At 46.5% G+C, this 18,187-nt stretch carries 14 protein-coding genes and 1 tRNA gene; 6 read left to right on the forward strand and 9 right to left on the reverse strand.

Annotation, left to right across the window (positions count from 1 at the left end; translation table 11 throughout):
• Positions 1-77 (forward strand) — tRNA-Arg (locus HGO26_RS02065).
• 579 nt (positions 78-656) lie between these two features.
• Here the strand turns inward: HGO26_RS02065 and HGO26_RS02070 are convergent.
• The 3 genes from HGO26_RS02070 to pepA form a co-directional block, all read right to left on the reverse strand.
• Positions 657-3,533: a valine--tRNA ligase gene (locus HGO26_RS02070; RefSeq protein WP_168822966.1), complete on the reverse strand. Its 2,877-nt coding sequence runs from the start codon at positions 3,531-3,533 to the stop codon at positions 657-659.
• A 20-nt stretch (positions 3,534-3,553) separates the two neighbouring features.
• Complete coding sequence (locus HGO26_RS02075; protein WP_131523599.1) at positions 3,554-4,057, reverse strand: DNA polymerase III subunit chi; 504 nt, start codon at positions 4,055-4,057, stop codon at positions 3,554-3,556.
• 341 nt (positions 4,058-4,398) lie between these two features.
• Positions 4,399-5,907 carry a leucyl aminopeptidase gene (pepA, locus tag HGO26_RS02080; protein WP_006082597.1) on the reverse strand — a complete coding sequence of 503 codons (1,509 nt, stop codon included), beginning with the start codon at positions 5,905-5,907 and terminating at the stop codon, positions 4,399-4,401.
• A 243-nt stretch (positions 5,908-6,150) separates the two neighbouring features.
• On the opposite strand from pepA, the gene lptF reads away from it, so the two are divergent.
• Together lptF and lptG are read left to right on the forward strand one after the other, a co-directional pair.
• The gene (gene lptF / locus HGO26_RS02085; protein WP_113939369.1) at positions 6,151-7,263 is read left to right on the forward strand and encodes an LPS export ABC transporter permease LptF; all 1,113 of its coding nucleotides are present in this window, start codon (positions 6,151-6,153) and stop codon (positions 7,261-7,263) included.
• Positions 7,260-8,318: an LPS export ABC transporter permease LptG gene (gene lptG, locus HGO26_RS02090; protein ID WP_105251819.1), complete on the forward strand. Its 1,059-nt coding sequence runs from the start codon at positions 7,260-7,262 to the stop codon at positions 8,316-8,318. Before lptF ends, lptG begins: the two co-directional genes overlap by 4 nt.
• 120 nt (positions 8,319-8,438) lie before the next feature.
• On the opposite strand, the gene HGO26_RS02095 is transcribed toward lptG, so the two are convergent.
• The 5 genes from HGO26_RS02095 to HGO26_RS02115 form a co-directional block, all read right to left on the reverse strand.
• Positions 8,439-8,948, reverse strand: a complete 510-nt coding sequence (locus HGO26_RS02095) for an RDD family protein (protein ID WP_028761351.1) — start codon at positions 8,946-8,948, stop codon at positions 8,439-8,441.
• Between the two features lie 59 nt (positions 8,949-9,007).
• A complete protein-coding gene (locus HGO26_RS02100; protein WP_006082593.1) occupies positions 9,008-9,265 on the reverse strand; it encodes a DUF2960 domain-containing protein in 258 nt (85 codons plus the stop codon).
• A 31-nt stretch (positions 9,266-9,296) separates the two neighbouring features.
• Positions 9,297-9,647 carry a DMT family protein gene (locus HGO26_RS02105; RefSeq protein WP_006082592.1) on the reverse strand — a complete coding sequence of 117 codons (351 nt, stop codon included), beginning with the start codon at positions 9,645-9,647 and terminating at the stop codon, positions 9,297-9,299.
• Positions 9,644-10,141, reverse strand: a complete 498-nt coding sequence (locus HGO26_RS02110; protein ID WP_113939489.1) for a GNAT family N-acetyltransferase — start codon at positions 10,139-10,141, stop codon at positions 9,644-9,646. Before HGO26_RS02110 ends, HGO26_RS02105 begins: the two co-directional genes overlap by 4 nt.
• A 152-nt stretch (positions 10,142-10,293) precedes the next feature.
• Entirely contained in the window at positions 10,294-11,799 is a 1,506-nt protein-coding gene (locus HGO26_RS02115; protein ID WP_168822968.1) for a carboxypeptidase M32, read from the reverse strand.
• A gap of 437 nt (positions 11,800-12,236) precedes the next feature.
• Here HGO26_RS02115 and HGO26_RS02120 point away from each other — a divergent pair, with 437 nt between their 5' ends.
• Both HGO26_RS02120 and HGO26_RS02125 read left to right on the forward strand, forming a co-directional pair.
• Complete coding sequence (locus HGO26_RS02120) at positions 12,237-12,872, forward strand: YqiJ family protein (protein WP_168822970.1); 636 nt, start codon at positions 12,237-12,239, stop codon at positions 12,870-12,872.
• Between the two features lie 36 nt (positions 12,873-12,908).
• The gene (locus HGO26_RS02125; RefSeq protein WP_168822972.1) at positions 12,909-14,687 is read left to right on the forward strand and encodes a flotillin family protein; all 1,779 of its coding nucleotides are present in this window, start codon (positions 12,909-12,911) and stop codon (positions 14,685-14,687) included.
• A gap of 156 nt (positions 14,688-14,843) precedes the next feature.
• On the opposite strand, the gene HGO26_RS02130 is transcribed toward HGO26_RS02125, so the two are convergent.
• On the reverse strand, positions 14,844-17,180 hold the full coding sequence (locus HGO26_RS02130) for an OmcA/MtrC family decaheme c-type cytochrome (protein WP_168822974.1): 2,337 nt from the start codon (positions 17,178-17,180) through the stop codon (positions 14,844-14,846).
• A 355-nt stretch (positions 17,181-17,535) separates the two neighbouring features.
• Between HGO26_RS02130 and HGO26_RS02135 the strand changes: the two genes are divergently transcribed.
• Positions 17,536-18,180 (forward strand): 4Fe-4S dicluster domain-containing protein, encoded by a 645-nt coding sequence (locus HGO26_RS02135; RefSeq protein ID WP_105251824.1) that lies wholly within the window; start codon positions 17,536-17,538, stop codon positions 18,178-18,180.
• The last annotated feature ends 7 nt before the right edge of the window (positions 18,181-18,187 follow it).

Here is an 18,187-nt window from a genome sequence, read left to right on the forward strand (position 1 = left end):
GCGCGTGTAGCTCAGCTGGATAGAGTACCTGGCTACGAACCAGGCGGTCGGAGGTTCGACTCCTTCCACGCGCACCATATAGATAAGCCCTGCAAGCAATTGCAGGGCTTTTTTATTTTTTAATCTGTAATGGTTTAACTCATTATATTTTTACCCGCTTAGGTTTAACCTTAACTTTGCATCATCATCTTTTGCCTTACCTTAGCTATCTTCGGTGTCGCTATCTTTAGCCATTTCGCTTTAAACACTTCTCCTTCTTAGGTTCAACTCACTGAAGAATCTGCTTTTACCTGTGTTGAGAGTCTATGACGACATTGGATACCCATGTCAGTCTCTCAGAGCTGTCTCTAGAGGTATTAGCTATATAGTGATGTTTACGTATGTCGACAGTGATGGGCTACGTGCGAGCTCATGAGCGATAGATCCCGGGGAATGATGAGGATGAATGGTGAGGTGGTTTCAATACTGTGCCGTAGGTTAAATGGCAGTGTTTAGAATTGACTCGGGTTCAATGCGGCATCTGGATCAAGAGCGTAGATTAAGGCTCATAATTGTTCATAGATTGCAGCGATATAGATACAAGAAGGGCTGCCAAGTGGCTGCCCTTCATTCAGTTAGAACCAATCATAACAAGTGAATCAGAGTAAATGAGAAGCTTAAGCTTCTAACTTAGCAAACTCAGATTTTTGTTCATTGAGTTTGTCCATATCTCGCTTGAGATCGGCCATCTTGGCGCGCTCTTTGTCGATAACGTCGGCAGGGGCTTTTGCCACGAAGCCTTGGTTCGACAATTTGCCTTCGATGCGAGCGATCTCTTGGCCGATCTTTTCAAGCTGTTTGTCGATACGGGCCATTTCGGCGGCGACATCGATTAAGCCTGCCATAGGGATCAGCAGCTCCATTTCGCCAATCAAACCTGTGGTCGACATAGGCGCAGTTTCGCCATCGGCTAAAATGGTCATGCTTTCTAAGCGGGCAAGTGTGGTGAAGAAGGTTTGGTTCGCTTCAACACGAGCTTTATCCTGCGCGCTAACACCACGAAGTAGGGCATTTAGCGGTTTAGATGGGGCAATGTTCAGTTCGGCGCGAATGTTACGCACCGCGACGATCACTTGCTTAACCCATTCTAAATCGGCCATTGCTGCGCTATCGACTTTAGCGGCATCAAATGTTGGGAACGGTGCCAGCATGATGGTATCACCTGCGACACCGGCTAACGGTTTAACGCGTTGCCAAATGGTTTCAGTAATATATGGCATCATAGGGTGCATCAGGCGTTGCATAGCTTCGAGCACTGTCACTAAGGTGTGACGGGTGCCGCGCATTTGTGCTTCAGTGCCGTTTTGCAATACCGGTTTAGTTAATTCTAAGTACCAGTCACAGAACTGGTTCCAAGTGAACTCATACAGGGTATTGGCTGCTAAGTCGAAACGGTAGGCTGTCATGTGATCGTCAAAGGTCTTAACGGTTTGATTGAACAAGCCGATAATCCAGCGGTCGGCCAACGACAGTTCCATTTCGCCGCCTTTGTGCTCTGGTGAGCCTGGGCCGCAATCTTGATCTTCTGTGTTCATCAACACGTAGCGTGAGGCGTTCCATAACTTGTTACAGAAGCTACGGTAACCGTCTAAGCGCTTCATATCCCAGTTGATGTCACGACCCGTTGATGCCATTGCCGCAAGCGTAAAGCGCAGTGCATCAGTGCCGTGGGCTTCGATGCCGTCGGCAAACTCTTTGCGAGTGCTTTTTTCAATCTTGGCGGCCAGTTGTGGCTGCATCATATTACCGGTACGTTTTTCAACTAAATCTTCAAGTCCGATACCGTCGATCATATCTAATGGATCGAGTACGTTACCTTTAGATTTTGACATCTTGTTACCCGCTTCATCGCGGATAAGACCAGTTACGTACACGGTTTTGAACGGGACTTGTGGTTTACCGTCTTCATCTTTGATGAAGTGCATGGTCATCATGATCATACGGGCAACCCAGAAGAAGATGATGTCAAAACCTGTCACCAACACGTCGGTTGGGTGGAAGGTTTTTAAATCTTCTAAATTGTCAGGCCAGCCGAGTGTAGAGAAAGTCCACAGGGCAGAGCTGAACCAAGTGTCCAGTACGTCTTCGTCTTGGCGTAATGTCATTGAGTCGGCGATATTGTGCTTAGCACGCACATCGGCTTCGTTGCGGCCGACATAGACTTTGCCATTTTCGTCGTACCAAGCAGGGATGCGGTGACCCCACCACAATTGACGCGAAATACACCAGTCTTGAATGTCACGCATCCACGAGAAGTACATGTTCTCGTATTGCTGTGGCACAAATTTAATGCTGCCATTTTCAACTGCTTCGATAGCGGTTTTCGCCATTGGCGCAACAGCCACATACCATTGGTCGGTCAGCATCGGCTCGATAACCACACCTGAGCGATCGCCGTAAGGCACTTTCAAGGCGTGAGGCGCGATTTTTTCGAGCAGCCCTAAAGTGTCAAATTCAGCGACGATAGCATCGCGCGCTTTAAAACGGTCAAGTCCGGCAAAACGTTCAGGCAGGCTGCCATCGAGCGTTTTGTTAAAGGTACCGTCAGAGTTCACCACTTCGGCGCTTGCACGAATGGCGGCATCTAAGGTCAGCACGTTGAACATTGGCAGGTTGTGACGTTTACCGACTTCATAGTCGTTAAAGTCATGGGCTGGGGTGATCTTCACGCAACCTGTACCAAAGGCCATGTCGACGTAATCGTCGGCCACGATAGGAATGCGGCGGTTAACAATCGGCAACAGAATAAACTTACCGACCAGCGCTTGATAGCGTTCATCATCGGGATGCACTGCAACCGCACTGTCGCCGAGCATGGTTTCTGGGCGCGTGGTAGCGACTTCTAAATAGTCTTTACCATCGGCTGTCAGTTCACCGTCGGCCAGTGGATAACGCAGATGCCACATATGGCCCTGTTTTTCTTTGCTTTCCACTTCTAAATCAGAGATAGCCGTGTGCAGCTTTGGATCCCAGTTGACCAAACGCTTACCGCGATAAATCAACTCGTCTTCGTACAGACGTACAAACACTTCTTGCACGGCCTTGGACAAGCCTTCGTCCATAGTGAAACGCTCGCGGTCCCAATCAACAGAAGCGCCCATACGACGTAGCTGCTTAGTGATAGTGCCGCCCGATTGCGCTTTCCATTCCCACACTTTATCCATAAAGGCATCGCGACCTAGGTCATGGCGATTTTTGCCTTCTTCGGCTTCAAGCTTACGCTCAACCAACATTTGGGTGGCGATACCCGCATGGTCAGTACCGACTTGCCATAGGGTATTTTTGCCTTTCATCCGTTGGTAACGGGTCAAGGTATCCATGATGGTGTCTTGGAAGGCGTGGCCCATGTGCAAGCTGCCCGTCACGTTTGGTGGCGGGATCATGATGCAATAATTGCCTTGGGATTCATCGCCGTGTGGCTTGAAGTAACCTTGCTCTTCCCAGTTTTGGTAAAGCGTTTGCTCGATGGACTGCGGATCGTATGTTTTTTCCATGGGAACGTGTCTGTCTCAAACTAATTAAGTGGATGTGTTGCTAAGTCTTGGGTCTGTAAATTGACCCCTAAGCCGCGATACTGTCGATAACGTTCGCGAGCGACCGCTTTATGCTGATCGTCATTGGCAACAAAATCGATAATGTGGCCAAAGTTTACCGCAAATGGGGGCGCTTGGTCTGCAAGATTAATCAGAACTTGGCGACTTTTGTTGGCGCCGAGGCGATCAAAACCAATTTCTACCGGCGATCCCGTCATCGGGCCTTCACCTTTGAGGTTATGAGGTACAAAGGCACTTGGCTCAAACTGCCATAAAAGTTCATCAATTGCATGGGCTTGCTGTTTATCTTGGCAATGGATATAGACCCATTGTTGCTTCACAAAAGCCTGTTGCGCCAGTTGGCATGCCAGAAGATGCATCTCGCAAAGTGCAGGGTTCGCATTCGCGGTTTCAACAGGTGAATCAGCCTTGGCTTTGGCAGGCGATGCCACTGGCGGCATAAGATAAAACAGCACTTGAGTCATGATTTCAATGCCTTGCTTCACTTGTTTTAGTGGCGAACGAGAGCAGCAGTTTACACTAAAAGTCAGTATGGGTTAATGCTTAGGGCAAACCTTACGGTGAGGTTTTATCTATCACTGTCTGGCTGGACTTAATGGGATGCTTTCAAACCGTTGGAGATGAAGAGGGTAGAGCTATAACTCTTTGAAAAATTATTCTAAAACCATTAGTTGTTCAGTTTTTTATTCAAGTTCTTATTCAGGAAATCGATTTTCTGATTAAATTAAGAAAATAAAAAAGGCGAAGATTTTCATCTTCACCTTTCATTTATCGAGCCTTTAACACACTAAGGCCGGATAGTCGGTTATTCGCCGAGTTCAACGCCAGCACGATTGATCAGGAACTGAGTCAATAGTGGCACTGGACGGCCCGTAGAACCTTTGTTAGCACCGCTATTCCAAGCTGTACCCGCAACGTCTAAGTGAGCCCAGTTGTACTTTTTAGCAAAGCGCGAAAGGAAACATGCTGCTGTGATAGCTCCAGCAGGACGGCCACCTAAGTTGGTCATGTCAGCAAATGGGCTGTCGAGCATATCTTGATACTCATCCCACAATGGCATGCGCCATGCGCGGTCACCACTTTGCTCTCCGGCACTTAATAGCTCGTGTGCTAGAGGGTTATGGGATGAGAACAGACCCGATGCGTGTTTACCAAGGGCAATTACACACGCGCCAGTCAGGGTTGCAGTATCGATAACCAATTCAGGATCAAAACGCTCAACATAGGTTAATACGTCACACAAGACTAGACGGCCTTCCGCATCGGTATTTAATACTTCAACGGTTTGACCTGACATAGTGGTCAGAATGTCACCTGGACGGTAAGCATTACCCGATGGCATGTTTTCACAGCCAGCCAGAATACCCACAACGTTGATAGGTAACTTCATATCACAGATGGCTTTCATTGTGCCGATAACACCCGCTGCGCCACCCATGTCGTACTTCATTTCGTCCATGGCTTCGCCAGGCTTCAATGAAATGCCACCCGAGTCGAAGGTTAACCCTTTACCGACTAATACGATGGGTTTTTCTGTGCTATCTACAGCGCCTTTGTATTCCATCACCGTCATGATGGATTCGTTGGCACTGGCGCGACCGACTGCAAGGTATGAGTTCATGCCCAGTTTGGCCATTTGCTCTTCACCGATAGTGGTGACATGCAGAGTGTCGTGTATTTCAGCCATTTGGCGAGCTTGTGAAGCTAAATAGGCTGGATTACAGATGTTCGGTGGCATGTTGGCTACATCGCGACATAAATGCATGCCAGCAGATACTGCCATACCATGCTCGATGGCGCGCTCACCTAAGGTTAATTCACGGCGAGTCGGGACATTGAACACTAATTTACGCAGTGGACGGCGAGTTTCACCTTTGCGGGTCTTCAGGGCATCAAAGCTATAAAGACTGCTATTAGTGGTTTCAACCGCTTGACGTACTTTCCAATACGTATCGCGTCCTTTCACGTGCAGTTCAGTTAAGAAGCAAACCGCTTCCATTGAACCCGTTTCGTTAAGGGTGTTGATTGTCTTAGTGATGATTTGTTTGTATTGGCGTTCGTCTAGTTCTCGTTCTTTGCCACAACCCACTAATAATACACGTTCACTCAATACGTTAGGAACATGGTGCAGCAATAACATCTGGCCAGGTTTACCTTCCAGATCGCCGCGACGCAGTAGGTTACTGATATAACCTTCGCTAATTTTATCTAATTGCTCCGCGATACCCGACAGACGACGGGGTTCATAAACACCGACCACGATACAGGCTGAGCGTTGTTTTTCGGGGCTACCGCTCTTTACGCTAAACTCCATGAGCACTCCTAGATTCTTAAAGACAAATTTTTATATTTATTGGATAATGTCTGCTTGTCCCGAAAAGGGCCTAAGTTATTACTCCAAAGGTGATTTATTCTCGGCGCTTGAGTCACGCATTTCGTGACGTTAAGTTTACCTAGAACCCCTGAAGCTGGTCAGAAAACTATCAAAAGTAAACAGTTTACATGAAAGTTAGTCTGTTACCAGCAAAAAGATAAGTTTAGAGACCGGATCCTGCCTGTGATTGTATTTAAATACCTTATTCGAGAAGTTTTAAAGGCACAAATTGCGGTACTTTTAGTGCTGTTAACTATTTTTATTAGCCAGCATTTCGTGCGTATACTGGCCGATGCCTCCGACGGCGATTTTCCCGCCTCTTTAATCATGACTCTGATCGGGCTTAATTTGCCTTATCTGGTGATCTTAGTGCTGCCGTTAAGTTTGTTCTTGGGTATTTTACTGGCCCACGGCCGTATGTATTCCGAAAATGAAATGGTCATTCTCCACGGTGTTGGGGTCAGTGAGTGGTATGTCACCCGCGTAACGCTGATCCTCGCCGTGATCAATATGCTGTTTACTGGCTATTTATCCCTTTATGTTGCCCCCTGGGCAGAAGAACAGCAAAACCAAGTGCTCGAAAAAGCCCAGTCCGAAGCGGGTCTTGCCGCCTTAATCCAAGGGCGTTTTCAGGCGAGTCCCAATGGTCGCGCGGTATTATTTGTTGAGCGTATTGGTAAAGATAACGAGTTAGATAAAGTGTTTGTAGCCCAACTGCCAGATCCTGATGATGAAACTGGCGTGACCAATGTCGTGGTGGCTAAAGGTGGACGAGTACAGGAAGATAGTTCAGGTGCTCAACAATTGAACTTGAATGACGGCGTGCGTTATCAAGGCAGCCCGAAGGCAAAGGACTACCAAATGATCGAATTTGGTGGTTATAAAATGCAAATTAAAGAGCAGCAAGTTGATGAGCGTCGCCGTAAATTATCTGCACTGCCCGTTGATGAACTCGTGAAAATTGAAGGTGCTGAAGCCGCTGCTGAATTCCACTGGCGTCTTGCTATCCCACTCGCGATTCCAATTATGACACTGATTGCTGTGCCGTTAGCGCGGGTGAATGTGCGCCAAGGTAAGTTTGCTAAGATGTTCCCGGCAGTTCTTTTGTACCTTGGCTATTTTGGACTGATGGTCGCGGGACGTAAGGCATTGCAAGATGGGATTATTCCACTGTATTTAGGTATGTGGTGGATCCATGTTTCTGCGCTCTTGATGGGGTTATTCTTGCTCGGTAAAGATAGGCCTATTTTCAGTCGTATATCGTCCTTGTTTGCCAATAAGAAGGTGGCAGCATGAAGATATTAGACCTTTATATCGCCAGAATATTGTTAAGCACTTCAGCGCTTTGTTTGCTGGTGTTGACTGGTTTGTCGGGCATCATCAAATGGGTTGATCAGCTGCGTTTAGTTGGCCGTGGCACCTACAGCATGATGGATGCTGGCATCTATGTTTTATTTTTAGTGCCACGGGATATTGAAATGTTTTTCCCTATGGCCGTCTTGCTAGGCGCTTTGATTGGTATGGGAATGTTGGCATCGAATTCCGAACTTGTGGTGATGCAAGCTTCTGGCATGTCCCGTTTACAGATCACTATGTCGGCGATGAAAACTGCTGTGCCTTTGATGTTATTGGTGATGGTTTTAGGGGAATGGGGCGCACCGATTGCTGAGCAAAAAGCCAATGAGTTGCAAGCTGTTAAACTCTCTGGTGGGAGTTTAATTAAGTCCCATCGTGGAATTTGGGCAAAGGATGGTGATTTGTTCGTTAATATTGGTGAAGTTGAAAACATCAATAAGCTCAGCAATATCACGCTTTATAAATTCAATAGCGAACTTAAGCTCACCAACGTAGTTCACGCAGACCGAGCGGTATTTTCCCAAGATCGCTGGCGTTTATTTGACGTTAAACGTACTGATTTAAGCTATGAGAAAGTCGTGCTTGAGTATCTTGAAGAAGACCAATGGCAGTCGAGTTTAACGCCAGATAAGCTCAGTGTGGTTTCGATTAAACCCGAGGCGTTATCTATACGGGGTCTGGTCGGCTATCTTGATTACCTTAAAACTAACAGTCAAGATCCCAGCCGTTATGAGCTTGCTTTATGGCGCAAGGTGATGCAGCCCGTGACGGTCGCAGTGATGATGTTAGTGGCACTGTCGTTTGTATTTGGTCCGCTGCGGACTGTGACTATGGGCGCGCGCGTATTACTTGGGGTTGTAGCAGGTTTTAGCTTTTATATCAGTAATGAGATTTTTGGCCCCATGAGTATAGTGTATGAGCTACCCGCTTATGTGGGGGCTGTTGCGCCAAGCTTGTTGTTTACTGGCGTTGCCTTCTACTTTATCCGGCGATGATACGCAGCTTATTACTCCTTACTCCGGATTCCGTCAATTAAGAATAGTCCATAAAAATAGCCCATAAAAAACGACGCTTTTGCGTCGTTTTTTATATTTCGGATTTACTTAAGAATAAACTTATGCTCCATGCCAGTTACGCATTTGGTTGGCTTCTTTAGACAGCACGACCACTTCTGAGCGAGTCATCATATCCTGCAGTGCGCGTTTATCATCATTGATTAAAATCCATAAATTGCCAATGCCGAGCAGTGACCAAATGATGCGAGCGTAGGCAGTGATTAGACTTAAGTTTTGGCCATTAGGATGTTGAATTTTAAGCCGCCAAGCGCGCATCCCTAAGGTTTGACCGCCCTTACTCCAGAATAATGCGTAGAAAGTGCCGACACACAAGGCAAGCCAGAGTTGATAAATTCCCTGATAAACCGGCGTGCCATTGAGTGCATCTGAGACATGCTCAAAGCCATTCATGCCAGCCAGTCCTGAAGCGGTGAGGCCGTAGAAAATCCCAAAGCCCATTGCGCCAGCAACCATATAGACGGCCACGGCTAACATCGAATCGTAAACTGCAGCGCCTAGGCGGCGGAAGAATCCTGCGCGGGGGAAGTTAGCATGTTCGGTATTGAGCATTACAGTGTCCTGTTATTGAAGTGCTTACAGCTAATACAAAAAACAATTAATACATTAGCCTAGGCTTCAGGTTCTTCATCTCTGACAAAGTGGATATTGCTAAAACCAAAGCGGGCAAACTCTACTTTCCTGAATTCTTTTTCAGCCTTGGCACCTTTACGAGATGTCATGGCGACTTGTTGTTCCATAGCCAAAAATTTGGTCAGATCTATGCCTTCGGCTTCGGCCACAGCTTCATATAAATCATGGTGTTTGTCGTAGCTAAAGGCGATAGTTTTCGTCTTACCTTTGAAGGTATAAGTGACTTGACGGGCCATGGGGGGGAGCTCTCCTGAAATAAGTCTGAAATTAATTAAATTCACTTCTAAAAATAAAATACACAGCACCTAAGATGCACAGTCCTGCCCACAGATAATCGAGCTTCAATGGTTCTTTCATATAGAAATAGGCAAAGGGGACAAACAAACTTAAGGTGATGACTTCTTGTAAAATTTTTAACTGGCCGACATTCATTACTGTGTAGCCGATACGGTTAGCAGGCACTTGCAGCAAGTATTCAAATAGGGCGATACCCCAGCTCACTAAGGCCGCAATAATCCAAGGTTTTGAGCCTAGCGTTTTCAAATGCCCGTACCAAGCAAAGGTCATAAAAATATTACTTAAGCAAAGTAAACCGATAGTGGTTAGGGTTGGATTCATTTTTCATCTCTATGATTAAATTTATAAATCATATACATAGCATCGTCAGTATAGCTGCCAAGGCATTTATCGATTGCTTTAGGTTTAAAACCCATTTTAAGCCAATAGCTGTCGGCACCTTGTACGGCTACGAGGGATAAGGAATTGAGATTATAGCGATCAGCCAGTAGTGTTAGGCGGGTCAGCGCTTTAGCACCGGCGCCTAAACCTTGGGCTTTGGCTGAAATTGCAATATCGTGTAGGTATAGGGTATCAGCCTTGGGTAAATGGGTGATGGGCTGATATAGCGCGGGCGGCATATTGGCGGTCCATGGGTGAGCCAAGCAATAACCGACAACCGACTTATCCACTTCGAACACAAAACAGGACTGAGGTGATACCTGCCATTTACTTTGCAGTACGTGCAGTGGCTCAGGATCCAGTTGTGAGTAACACTCGTCTTGGATCGCTAAAATGGCATCCCAATCCTCTGGGGTGATTGCACGCAGTAACATGGCTGACATTTATCCTGTTTCAAGAGTCCTGATTCAAATAAGCTCGGCATTATAACCTCAAGCAGCGTTAAAATGCAGGCTCCAGCGGCAATATAAAGCGCTTTAAAACCCGTATAAACTGAGCTTTCAGCGCTTTTAAGCATTAGCAGCGGTTAAATGCCCAGATATCGTTGGCGCAGGTGACGCTCAAGATATTGGCCATTTAGGGTTTCACCCGTTGCTTGGCGTATCAGTTCATCGGTTGTGAGCAAAGATCCCTTAGACCAAATGTGTTCACTCAGCCATTGGAATACAGAGTTCAACTTGCCTGTATCGATTAGGGTTTCAATTGGCCCTAAGGCTTTTTCCATCGCAAAACGACATTGGGCGGCATACATGGCACCTAAGGTGTAACTTGGGAAATACCCTAGCTCACCGACAGCCCAATGGATGTCCTGCATGCAACCGTCGCGGTAATTGCCATCAGTATTGATCCCCTGCAGTTGTTGCATCTGCGTCGACCAAAAATCAGGTAAATCATCGACGGTTAAGCTGCCGTCGACAAAGGCTTTTTCCGCCTCAAACCGCAGTAAAATGTGGCAGGGGTAAGTGACTTCATCGGCATCGACGCGGATAAGTCCGGGATTTACGCGAGTGTAATGCTGGGCTAATTCTTGGGTACTGAAATGACAGTTAAGATGCTGCGCAATTTTAGGCTGCAATTGGCGTAAAAATGCCGGATTTGCCCCGAGTTGCATTTCGCAGAATAGACTCTGGCTCTCGTGGATACCCATAGAACGCGCCAGTCCCGCAGGTTGTCCACGCCACGCTTTAGGTAAACCTTGCTCGTATCTGGCATGGCCTGTTTCATGAACTATGCCCATGATAGCACTACTGAAATCAGCATCATTGTAGCGAGTCGTTATCCGCACATCGCTTGGCACACCGCCGCAAAATGGATGGCTACTCATGTCCAGCCTGCCGTGATTAAAGTCGAACCCCAAAAACGCCATCACGTCACGGCCAAGGGCTTGCTGCGCGCTGATATCGAAGGGGCCATTGAGCACAAGCTTAGGCTCGTTTGCCTGCTTAGTCAGCACTTCTTGGATGAGTGTCGGTAGCCAATCTTTCAGGCCGCCAAAGGTTTGTTCTAGCTTTGCCGTGGTCATTCCCGGTTCAAATTTATTGAGCAGGGCATCATAGGGGGAAATATTCTGTGCTTCGCCGCGGATCTGCGCTTCTTCCTTAGCAAGTGCAATTACCGCTTTGAGGTTTGGTTTGAAGCCTTGCCAGTCATTATTTTTACGTTGTTCACGCCACGCATTCTCACATTGATAGGCCATTTTAGTTTTGGCTTGCACGAGAGAGCCTGGCACTAAATTTGCCTGTTGATATTGGTACTGCATTTCCCGCAGGTTAGCTTGTTGTTCCGTTGTGAGAGATTCGTCCGTCGCGCCGTGTAAGTGTTCAGCTAATATGGTTGAGGTTTTGAGTGTGTGGATATGTCGCGCCAGTTCAGCCATTGCATCGCCGCGATCGCTATTACCGCCCATAGGCATCATAGCTGCTTGATCCCAGTCACCTAGAGCGCTGAAATGTTCAAAGTGAGAAATTTTTTGAAAATGTGCTGTCAGTTTATCGTAACTTGGTGTTGGTACTTTGCTCTTGGGTGAGTCCATGGAATTTCCCTTCTGGCGCATCAAATCCTGCGCGAATAAATAACAATAACAGGATGATCATACAATGACGTCAACAGTATACTCAAACAACCTAAAGATGCAGGACTCAGTGGGCTGATATTAACGCTATAGTAACGCACTTGAGGCAAGGCCATTTATTGCTCCTGAATAAATGGCATCCACGCCATATATGGCGATTGCGGCTATTTGCAGCGCTAGCGCTAAGCTAAAAAGGGAGTTGTAGTGTTAAAGTAGTTTTCGATAGGGAACTAGTAGCGAAGATGGTCACGCGATTTTGGCGCAGCAGAGCGATAGTCAAAATCCGTTTTAGGGACAATTTTTAGTTTGGAAATTGTGCTTGCCTTGCTATTCTGTTGTGGTTAAGTCGATAATTACAGTGAAATAAATGGAATGCTGTATTGTTCAAGGAGATGACTATGTGGGCGTTTTTAGTTGAACAGCCTAATTTACCTTACACCATAGCTTTTGCTTGTGTACTGGCCCTTGGTGTGTTTGAAGTCTTCGCATTATTCATAGGTTTAAGCATGTTAAGTGCGTTAGACCAATGGGTGCCTGCTGATGTGGAATATGATGCTGATGTGGGCACGGGTGGGCTCACGGGCATTGCCGGTTGGCTGTGTCTAAATAGACTCCCATTACTTATTTGGTTTGTGCTTGCGCTGACCAGTTTTGCGATTGCGGGTTATATCGTCAATTTTATCAGTGTTAGTCTTGCCGATTTTTTACTGCCGCAACTGTTCACGTTACCCATTGCTATTGTCGCCAGTGCATTTTCTTGCCGTTATTTTGGCCGAATACTTGCTGATCATTTGCCTAAAAATGAATCGAGTGCGATCTCGCTAGATGATCTTAGCGGCTATGTCGGCACTATCACCTTAGGTTGCGCAATTAAAGGCATGCCCTCTGAAGCTGTCGTTCGCGATAAACATCAACAAAAACATTACGTTTTAGTCGAGCCCGAAACTTCGGATATCGAGTTTGCCTCAGGCACTCAAGTCGTGCTGCTTAAGCGAGAAGGCCGAGTCTGGTCTGCTACGCGTTTTGATAATTAATCTTCCCAAGCCATAAATCAATTGAAAGGAAATCAAATGGATGTGTTAACAAACGTAGGTTCATCCGGTAGTTTTATTTTGCTCGTTGCGGGTATGGTGCTACTCGGCCTCATTGTGATCGGGTTAATTTTCGCCAAGTTATATAAACGTGCAACCAAAGAAATGGCCTTTGTGCGTACCGGCTTTGGTGGTGAGAAAATCATTAAAGATGGCGGCGCTATTGTGTTGCCTGTATTACATGAAACCATCTCGGTAAACATGAACACTCTGCGTATCGAAGTGGAGAAAACCCAGAAAGATGCGCTGATCACTAAGGACAGAATGCGTGTCGATGTGAAGGCCGATTTCTACTTGCGTGTAGCCCCACATTCCGATGGTATTTCAATGGCAGCGCAAACCTTAGGCACGCGTACAAACCGCGTTGAAGAGCTTAAAAAGCTGATGGAGTCTAAGTTTGTCGACGTGCTGCGTGCCGTGGCCGCCGAAATGACCATGACAGAGATGCATGAGCAGCGTGCCGATTTTGTGCAACGGGTGCAAAATAACGTCGCCAACGATCTGGAGAAAAACGGTCTCGAACTCGAATCGGTTTCATTAACGGGTTTCGATCAAACTGATTTGCAGTTTTTTAATGAAAACAACGCATTTGACGCCGAAGGTCGTGCGCGTCTGGCGAAGATTATCGAAGAGAAACGCAAAGAAACCAACGATATTCAGCAGGAAAACCGCATTAAGATCGAGCAGCGTAACCTCGAAGCTGAAAAGGAATCCCTAGAGATTGAAAAGTCGGAAGAAGAAGCGCGCCTGATCCAGCAACAGTCGTTAGAATTTAAACGCGCCGATCAAAAAGCGGAGATTATTAAGCAGAAAGAAAACAAGGCTCGTGAAGAACGCGAAGCCGAGATTGCCAAAGAGCGCGCCATTGAAACCGCTGAAATCGAAAAGACCAAAGATATCGAAACCCGTGAGATTGAAAAGTATAAGTCGATTGAGCAATCGCGCATTCAACAGCAAAGGGATATTGAAGTTTCTGAGCAGGAAAAACGCATTGCGGTTGCGGCCAAATCTGAAGAAGAATCTGCTGCCCGAGCCCGTGCAGCTGAAGCCGAAAAACTGAAAGTTGAAAAAGAAGAAGCGGTAATCACAGCGCGCCAAGTGGCTGAAGCTAATCGTCGCAAAGAGATTGAAGTGATTGATGCCCGTAAGGAAGCTGAGCGTGATGCAGTCGGCGTAACAGTGCAGGCCGAAGCTGAGAAACGTGCCGCTGAAGACAGATCGAGTGCGATTCTGATTGAAGCGCGCGCCAGTGCCGATGCGAAAAAACTGCAGGCTGAAGCGGATGAAAAAGTGTATGCCGTTGAAGCTGCTGGTAAACAAGCACTTTATGAAGCTGAAAACGTTTTAAGTGATGAGCAGATCGCCCTGCAAAAATCCTTCGCCATTTTGAAGGCCTTGCCTGAAATCGTGGCCCAAGCCGTTAAGCCGTTAGAAAACATCGAAGGTATTAAGATTCTTCAAGGTTATGGTGCAGGTCATCAATTTGCTGCGGGTGGCGAAGGTGCTCACCATCAAGGTGGTATCGCAGAGCAAGTGACCAGTGCAGCGTTAAACTATCGCGCTAATGCGCCTGTTATCGATGCCATGCTCAGGGAGTTAGGGTTAGTGAATGGCGACTCTGGAACCTTGAATGATTTATTGAACGGCAATAACACCTTAACCGCTGAAGCCTTAGGTGGTGTGACCTTGTCGAACTCTAGACCTAAGGACTATAGCCAAACGCAGGTAGTAGAGAGCCAAAGTGTGCTCAAGCCTTAATCTCAACGACATTAAACTAAGTCAAATCAAGTAAAGCGCTCGCCGTTGCTCTTTTGAGCCTTGTGCGGACAAAAGATTGATAAATAGGACGAATGAAATAAAACCGCTCACCATTATGGTGAGCGTTTTTTTTGGCATTAAATCAAATCTAACGGCTTATTTGTGTACCTTGTCGACCCCCGATGAGCGACCTTCGGCATGACAGGTTGCGCATGACTCCTGTCCTGATTGGTAAATTCGACCACCGCTGGCATCACTTTGGTAAACCCCGCCAAAGCTACGCGCATGGACGATTAAACTATCGATAAGCGTGTGACAAGCCGCGCAGGTTGCTAAGGTTGGTGAGTACTCGGCAATTTGCCCTAGGTTGGCGGCATCGGGTGTTGCAACTAACAGGGATTGCTGTGCACTTAGCCCCTCGAGACTGAGCTGTCCTGTGCTATGACAAACACTACAGTTATTTTTTGCATTAGGGTAAGTGAGTTCGGGACGTGGGTTATCAAAACCCACTACAGTGCGGGTTCCCGCATGCAGTGAATGCACCATTTCCCTGTAGCTCAAAGTGTTGTTGATGGTGCGATAGGGCTTGATTTGGCTGGCCCCAGGAGTATGCATCACATTGGCATTGAGATACATAATTGCATCATTACTGTGGCAACTTTGACATTGCCCATCGGTCAGTGCGGTTGCTGTTTGCGGTGCATGACAGGTGCCACAGCTGCTATTGGGTTCAAAAATTCCTTTCATTTGATGCGCCGACAGAACTCTATCTTCTAATCCTTGATCATGACATTGGCGACAGGCCTGTTCATCGACCTTAGCTTTTGCTGTAACAGCTTGACCTTGCAGGCTTAGCGAATTAATGGCACTGAGACTCACCTCTTGATTTGCGATATTACAGTTAACGGCAAAGCCGGTATTTTTATCGGCACAGAGCACTAGTTTACTGTAGAGTTTTGACTGACTCAGATCGCCAAAATCGGCAGCCGACAGGTTAGATATAGTGACTGTTAGCTGATTGGGTGCGGTAATTTTTAAGGCGACGTCGCTCGTGTTTGCTAATAAATCCCACACTTTACGCTGGCCGTTATTGATTGGCATGTTCGCGCTATTTGTTTCACCTGTGGCAATCAACCAGAAGGATTTTATCATAGGTTGACTGGCGGGCAGTTGCTCCATTTGCTGCACTTGCAATGTCACTGCAAGGGTCTTAGCTTCAACGCTTAGCTGCGAACTCAGTAACTTAACTTGGAAATCGCTCACCAGCTTAGTGGCTGTTTTCACGGCGGCATTGTGGAAAAGCCCGACACCTTCAGGATTAGTGCTATCAGGGTGGCAGCCGCTACAACCCAGTGCCCATGGGTTGGCAAAAATTTCCCTGTTGTGGAATAACCCCGCTACAGTGCCATTCCAATCAGCGGGAATTTGCGCTTTGTGACAGTCAAGACACGCGGTTTTACTGGGGATATTATTATTGCCACTTTGCGCCGTTGCGCCGGGAATATGGCATTGCTGACATTGGGCCATATCACCGGGAAAGGTCACATTGGCGTAGTCATATAGCTGTCCCTTGTAACCGACAATTTGATATTTGGCTTGGTGGATCTGGTGTGTCAATGTCGCCATATCAAGGCTATTACCCGTTTCAGGATCGCCAGAGTAAGTCGTGTGACAGACAACGCAGCCCTCAAAGGCAAAACGTTTATTGCCGTGCATCAAAAGGCGAGTATCGGTATTGGCTAAGTCTGGGTTATGGCATCGAAAACAGGCTTGTTCCGGCGCGACCACTTTACGGCCCATATCCGCCGCGACTGCCTGTCCTGTGGCGGGCACAAAATCGTACACGCTGTTGATCAACTTAGTGTCGATTGGGCTATTTGCGAACGGTTTTAACTCTAGGTAAATCCTGTGGGTGAGCTCAGGCGAGTACTGGGTATCTATCCCCGTAAATTGTGAGTAACCCGTGAGTGGTTTACTCAAAGTGTAACGGTATTGGCCCGCGCCTAAGGAGGTTAGACACGCCGTTTTACAGTTGCTTTCAATGCCTGCTTGCCACTGAGTCTGTGCATTTGCTTGGGCATTTGCGGCAGGTTCTACTTGATTATTGATGTAACTGGTCCACTGCAGTGCAGGGTCAGTTGTGCTCTTAGCCTCGGTACTTATGGCTGTTTGGGCTTGATAGTGCTTCTGCGGCGGTGCTAATTTGGCAATACCGACACCTAAGGTATCTAGCTCCTTCAGGTTTTCTAGTCCTGTGACCGCAATATCATTGGCATTGCTGAGGAAGAAATCGACCTGCACATGGGTTTGTGCATCGATAACCACATTTTCTATTGTCGCTTTGAGTGTATCCGCTTGTTCAATGCTGATACTCACAATCCCTGGTGGTCCTTCTTTCCCATCGTCACCATCGGAACAGGCTGTCATCAGACAGACTGCGACTGCCATTGGCGTAAAGATTTTCCATTGAGAACGGGTATTCGTTTTCATCATTTTCCATTCCTTTTTAATTAGATTCTGTCGGGACTCTAATCGGAATGTATGCGGTATAGATATTAACTTAGTTATGAGTCGAGTTGCACTTAATTAACCAAATTTAAAAGTTATTTGTTAATTATATTAAGGTAATTTGAAGTGAGGCATTATTTAAATTTGCTAGATGTTGAATTGTTAATTCTTGAAAACGTTACTCTGATGCATGTCGTGTAACTTGATCTAATAATGCCCCAATATGGGTAATTGTGACGCAGGTTAAAAATCAAAGACATAATTACTTTAGCATAAATTGTCGGGAATCAAAGTGTATGCATATTTTAATTATATTGCTTTGACTAATAAAGGATCAAATATGATTACCAGAAGAGGAATGCTTAAAGGCGGTATGGGCGTTGCTGTCGGTACAGTTTATAGCGGAACATTAATAAGTTTTCTGACCGGTTGTGGCAGTGACAGTAATAGCCAAGAGATAGTAGAAGTCATGCCTGGTGGACTCATGGTGGTGAACCCTACGGTTTGTGTTAGCTGCAGACGCTGTGAAATTGCCTGTGGTTGGAACCATGAAGGGGATAGCAGTCCGACACTTGCCCGCGTCAAAGTAGAAAGAAATATGAACTATGGCCCACATGGTGTGCAATTTGACTATGAAATACAACGAGGAGAATGCGGCGATAAAACCGTTGTTCCTTCCACTTGTCGCCACTGCGAAGTCTGTACTGAAGTTTGTCCACAGCAAGCTATTTCAACGAATGAACAGACTGGCGCCAAAGTGATTGATGAAGAACGTTGTGTCGGATGTGGTTATTGTGCAGATAAGTGTCCTCAGCAAGTCATTAAAGTTGTTCGCAGTAAAATGAAAGCCGTCAAATGTGATTTATGTAACGGTAAACCTGCCTGCGCGCAAGTTTGTCCTACAGGTGCAATTAAATTTTATAACTGGGAAGAGGCTGAAGCTGCATTAGAACAATACGAAAAATATACCGGCTTAGTTTCTTAAATTCAGG

The organism is Shewanella oncorhynchi, assembly GCF_012584455.1.
Classification (GTDB): Bacteria; Pseudomonadota; Gammaproteobacteria; order Enterobacterales; family Shewanellaceae; genus Shewanella; species Shewanella oncorhynchi.

What these genes read in the sequence shown, in the direction of transcription:
- HGO26_RS02070 (WP_168822966.1), bottom strand. Translation starts at nt 3,533, where the DNA reads ATGGAAAAAACATACGATCCGCAGTCCATCGAGCAAACGCTTTACCAA.
- HGO26_RS02075 (WP_131523599.1), bottom strand. Translation starts at nt 4,057, where the DNA reads ATGACTCAAGTGCTGTTTTATCTTATGCCGCCAGTGGCATCGCCTGCC.
- pepA (WP_006082597.1), bottom strand. Translation starts at nt 5,907, where the DNA reads ATGGAGTTTAGCGTAAAGAGCGGTAGCCCCGAAAAACAACGCTCAGCC.
- lptG (WP_105251819.1), top strand. Translation starts at nt 7,260, where the DNA reads ATGAAGATATTAGACCTTTATATCGCCAGAATATTGTTAAGCACTTCA.
- HGO26_RS02095 (WP_028761351.1), bottom strand. Translation starts at nt 8,948, where the DNA reads ATGCTCAATACCGAACATGCTAACTTCCCCCGCGCAGGATTCTTCCGC.
- HGO26_RS02100 (WP_006082593.1), bottom strand. Translation starts at nt 9,265, where the DNA reads ATGGCCCGTCAAGTCACTTATACCTTCAAAGGTAAGACGAAAACTATC.
- HGO26_RS02105 (WP_006082592.1), bottom strand. Translation starts at nt 9,647, where the DNA reads ATGAATCCAACCCTAACCACTATCGGTTTACTTTGCTTAAGTAATATT.
- HGO26_RS02110 (WP_113939489.1), bottom strand. Translation starts at nt 10,141, where the DNA reads ATGTTACTGCGTGCAATCACCCCAGAGGATTGGGATGCCATTTTAGCG.
- HGO26_RS02115 (WP_168822968.1), bottom strand. Translation starts at nt 11,799, where the DNA reads ATGGACTCACCCAAGAGCAAAGTACCAACACCAAGTTACGATAAACTG.
- HGO26_RS02120 (WP_168822970.1), top strand. Translation starts at nt 12,237, where the DNA reads ATGTGGGCGTTTTTAGTTGAACAGCCTAATTTACCTTACACCATAGCT.
- HGO26_RS02125 (WP_168822972.1), top strand. Translation starts at nt 12,909, where the DNA reads ATGGATGTGTTAACAAACGTAGGTTCATCCGGTAGTTTTATTTTGCTC.
- HGO26_RS02130 (WP_168822974.1), bottom strand. Translation starts at nt 17,180, where the DNA reads ATGATGAAAACGAATACCCGTTCTCAATGGAAAATCTTTACGCCAATG.
- HGO26_RS02135 (WP_105251824.1), top strand. Translation starts at nt 17,536, where the DNA reads ATGATTACCAGAAGAGGAATGCTTAAAGGCGGTATGGGCGTTGCTGTC.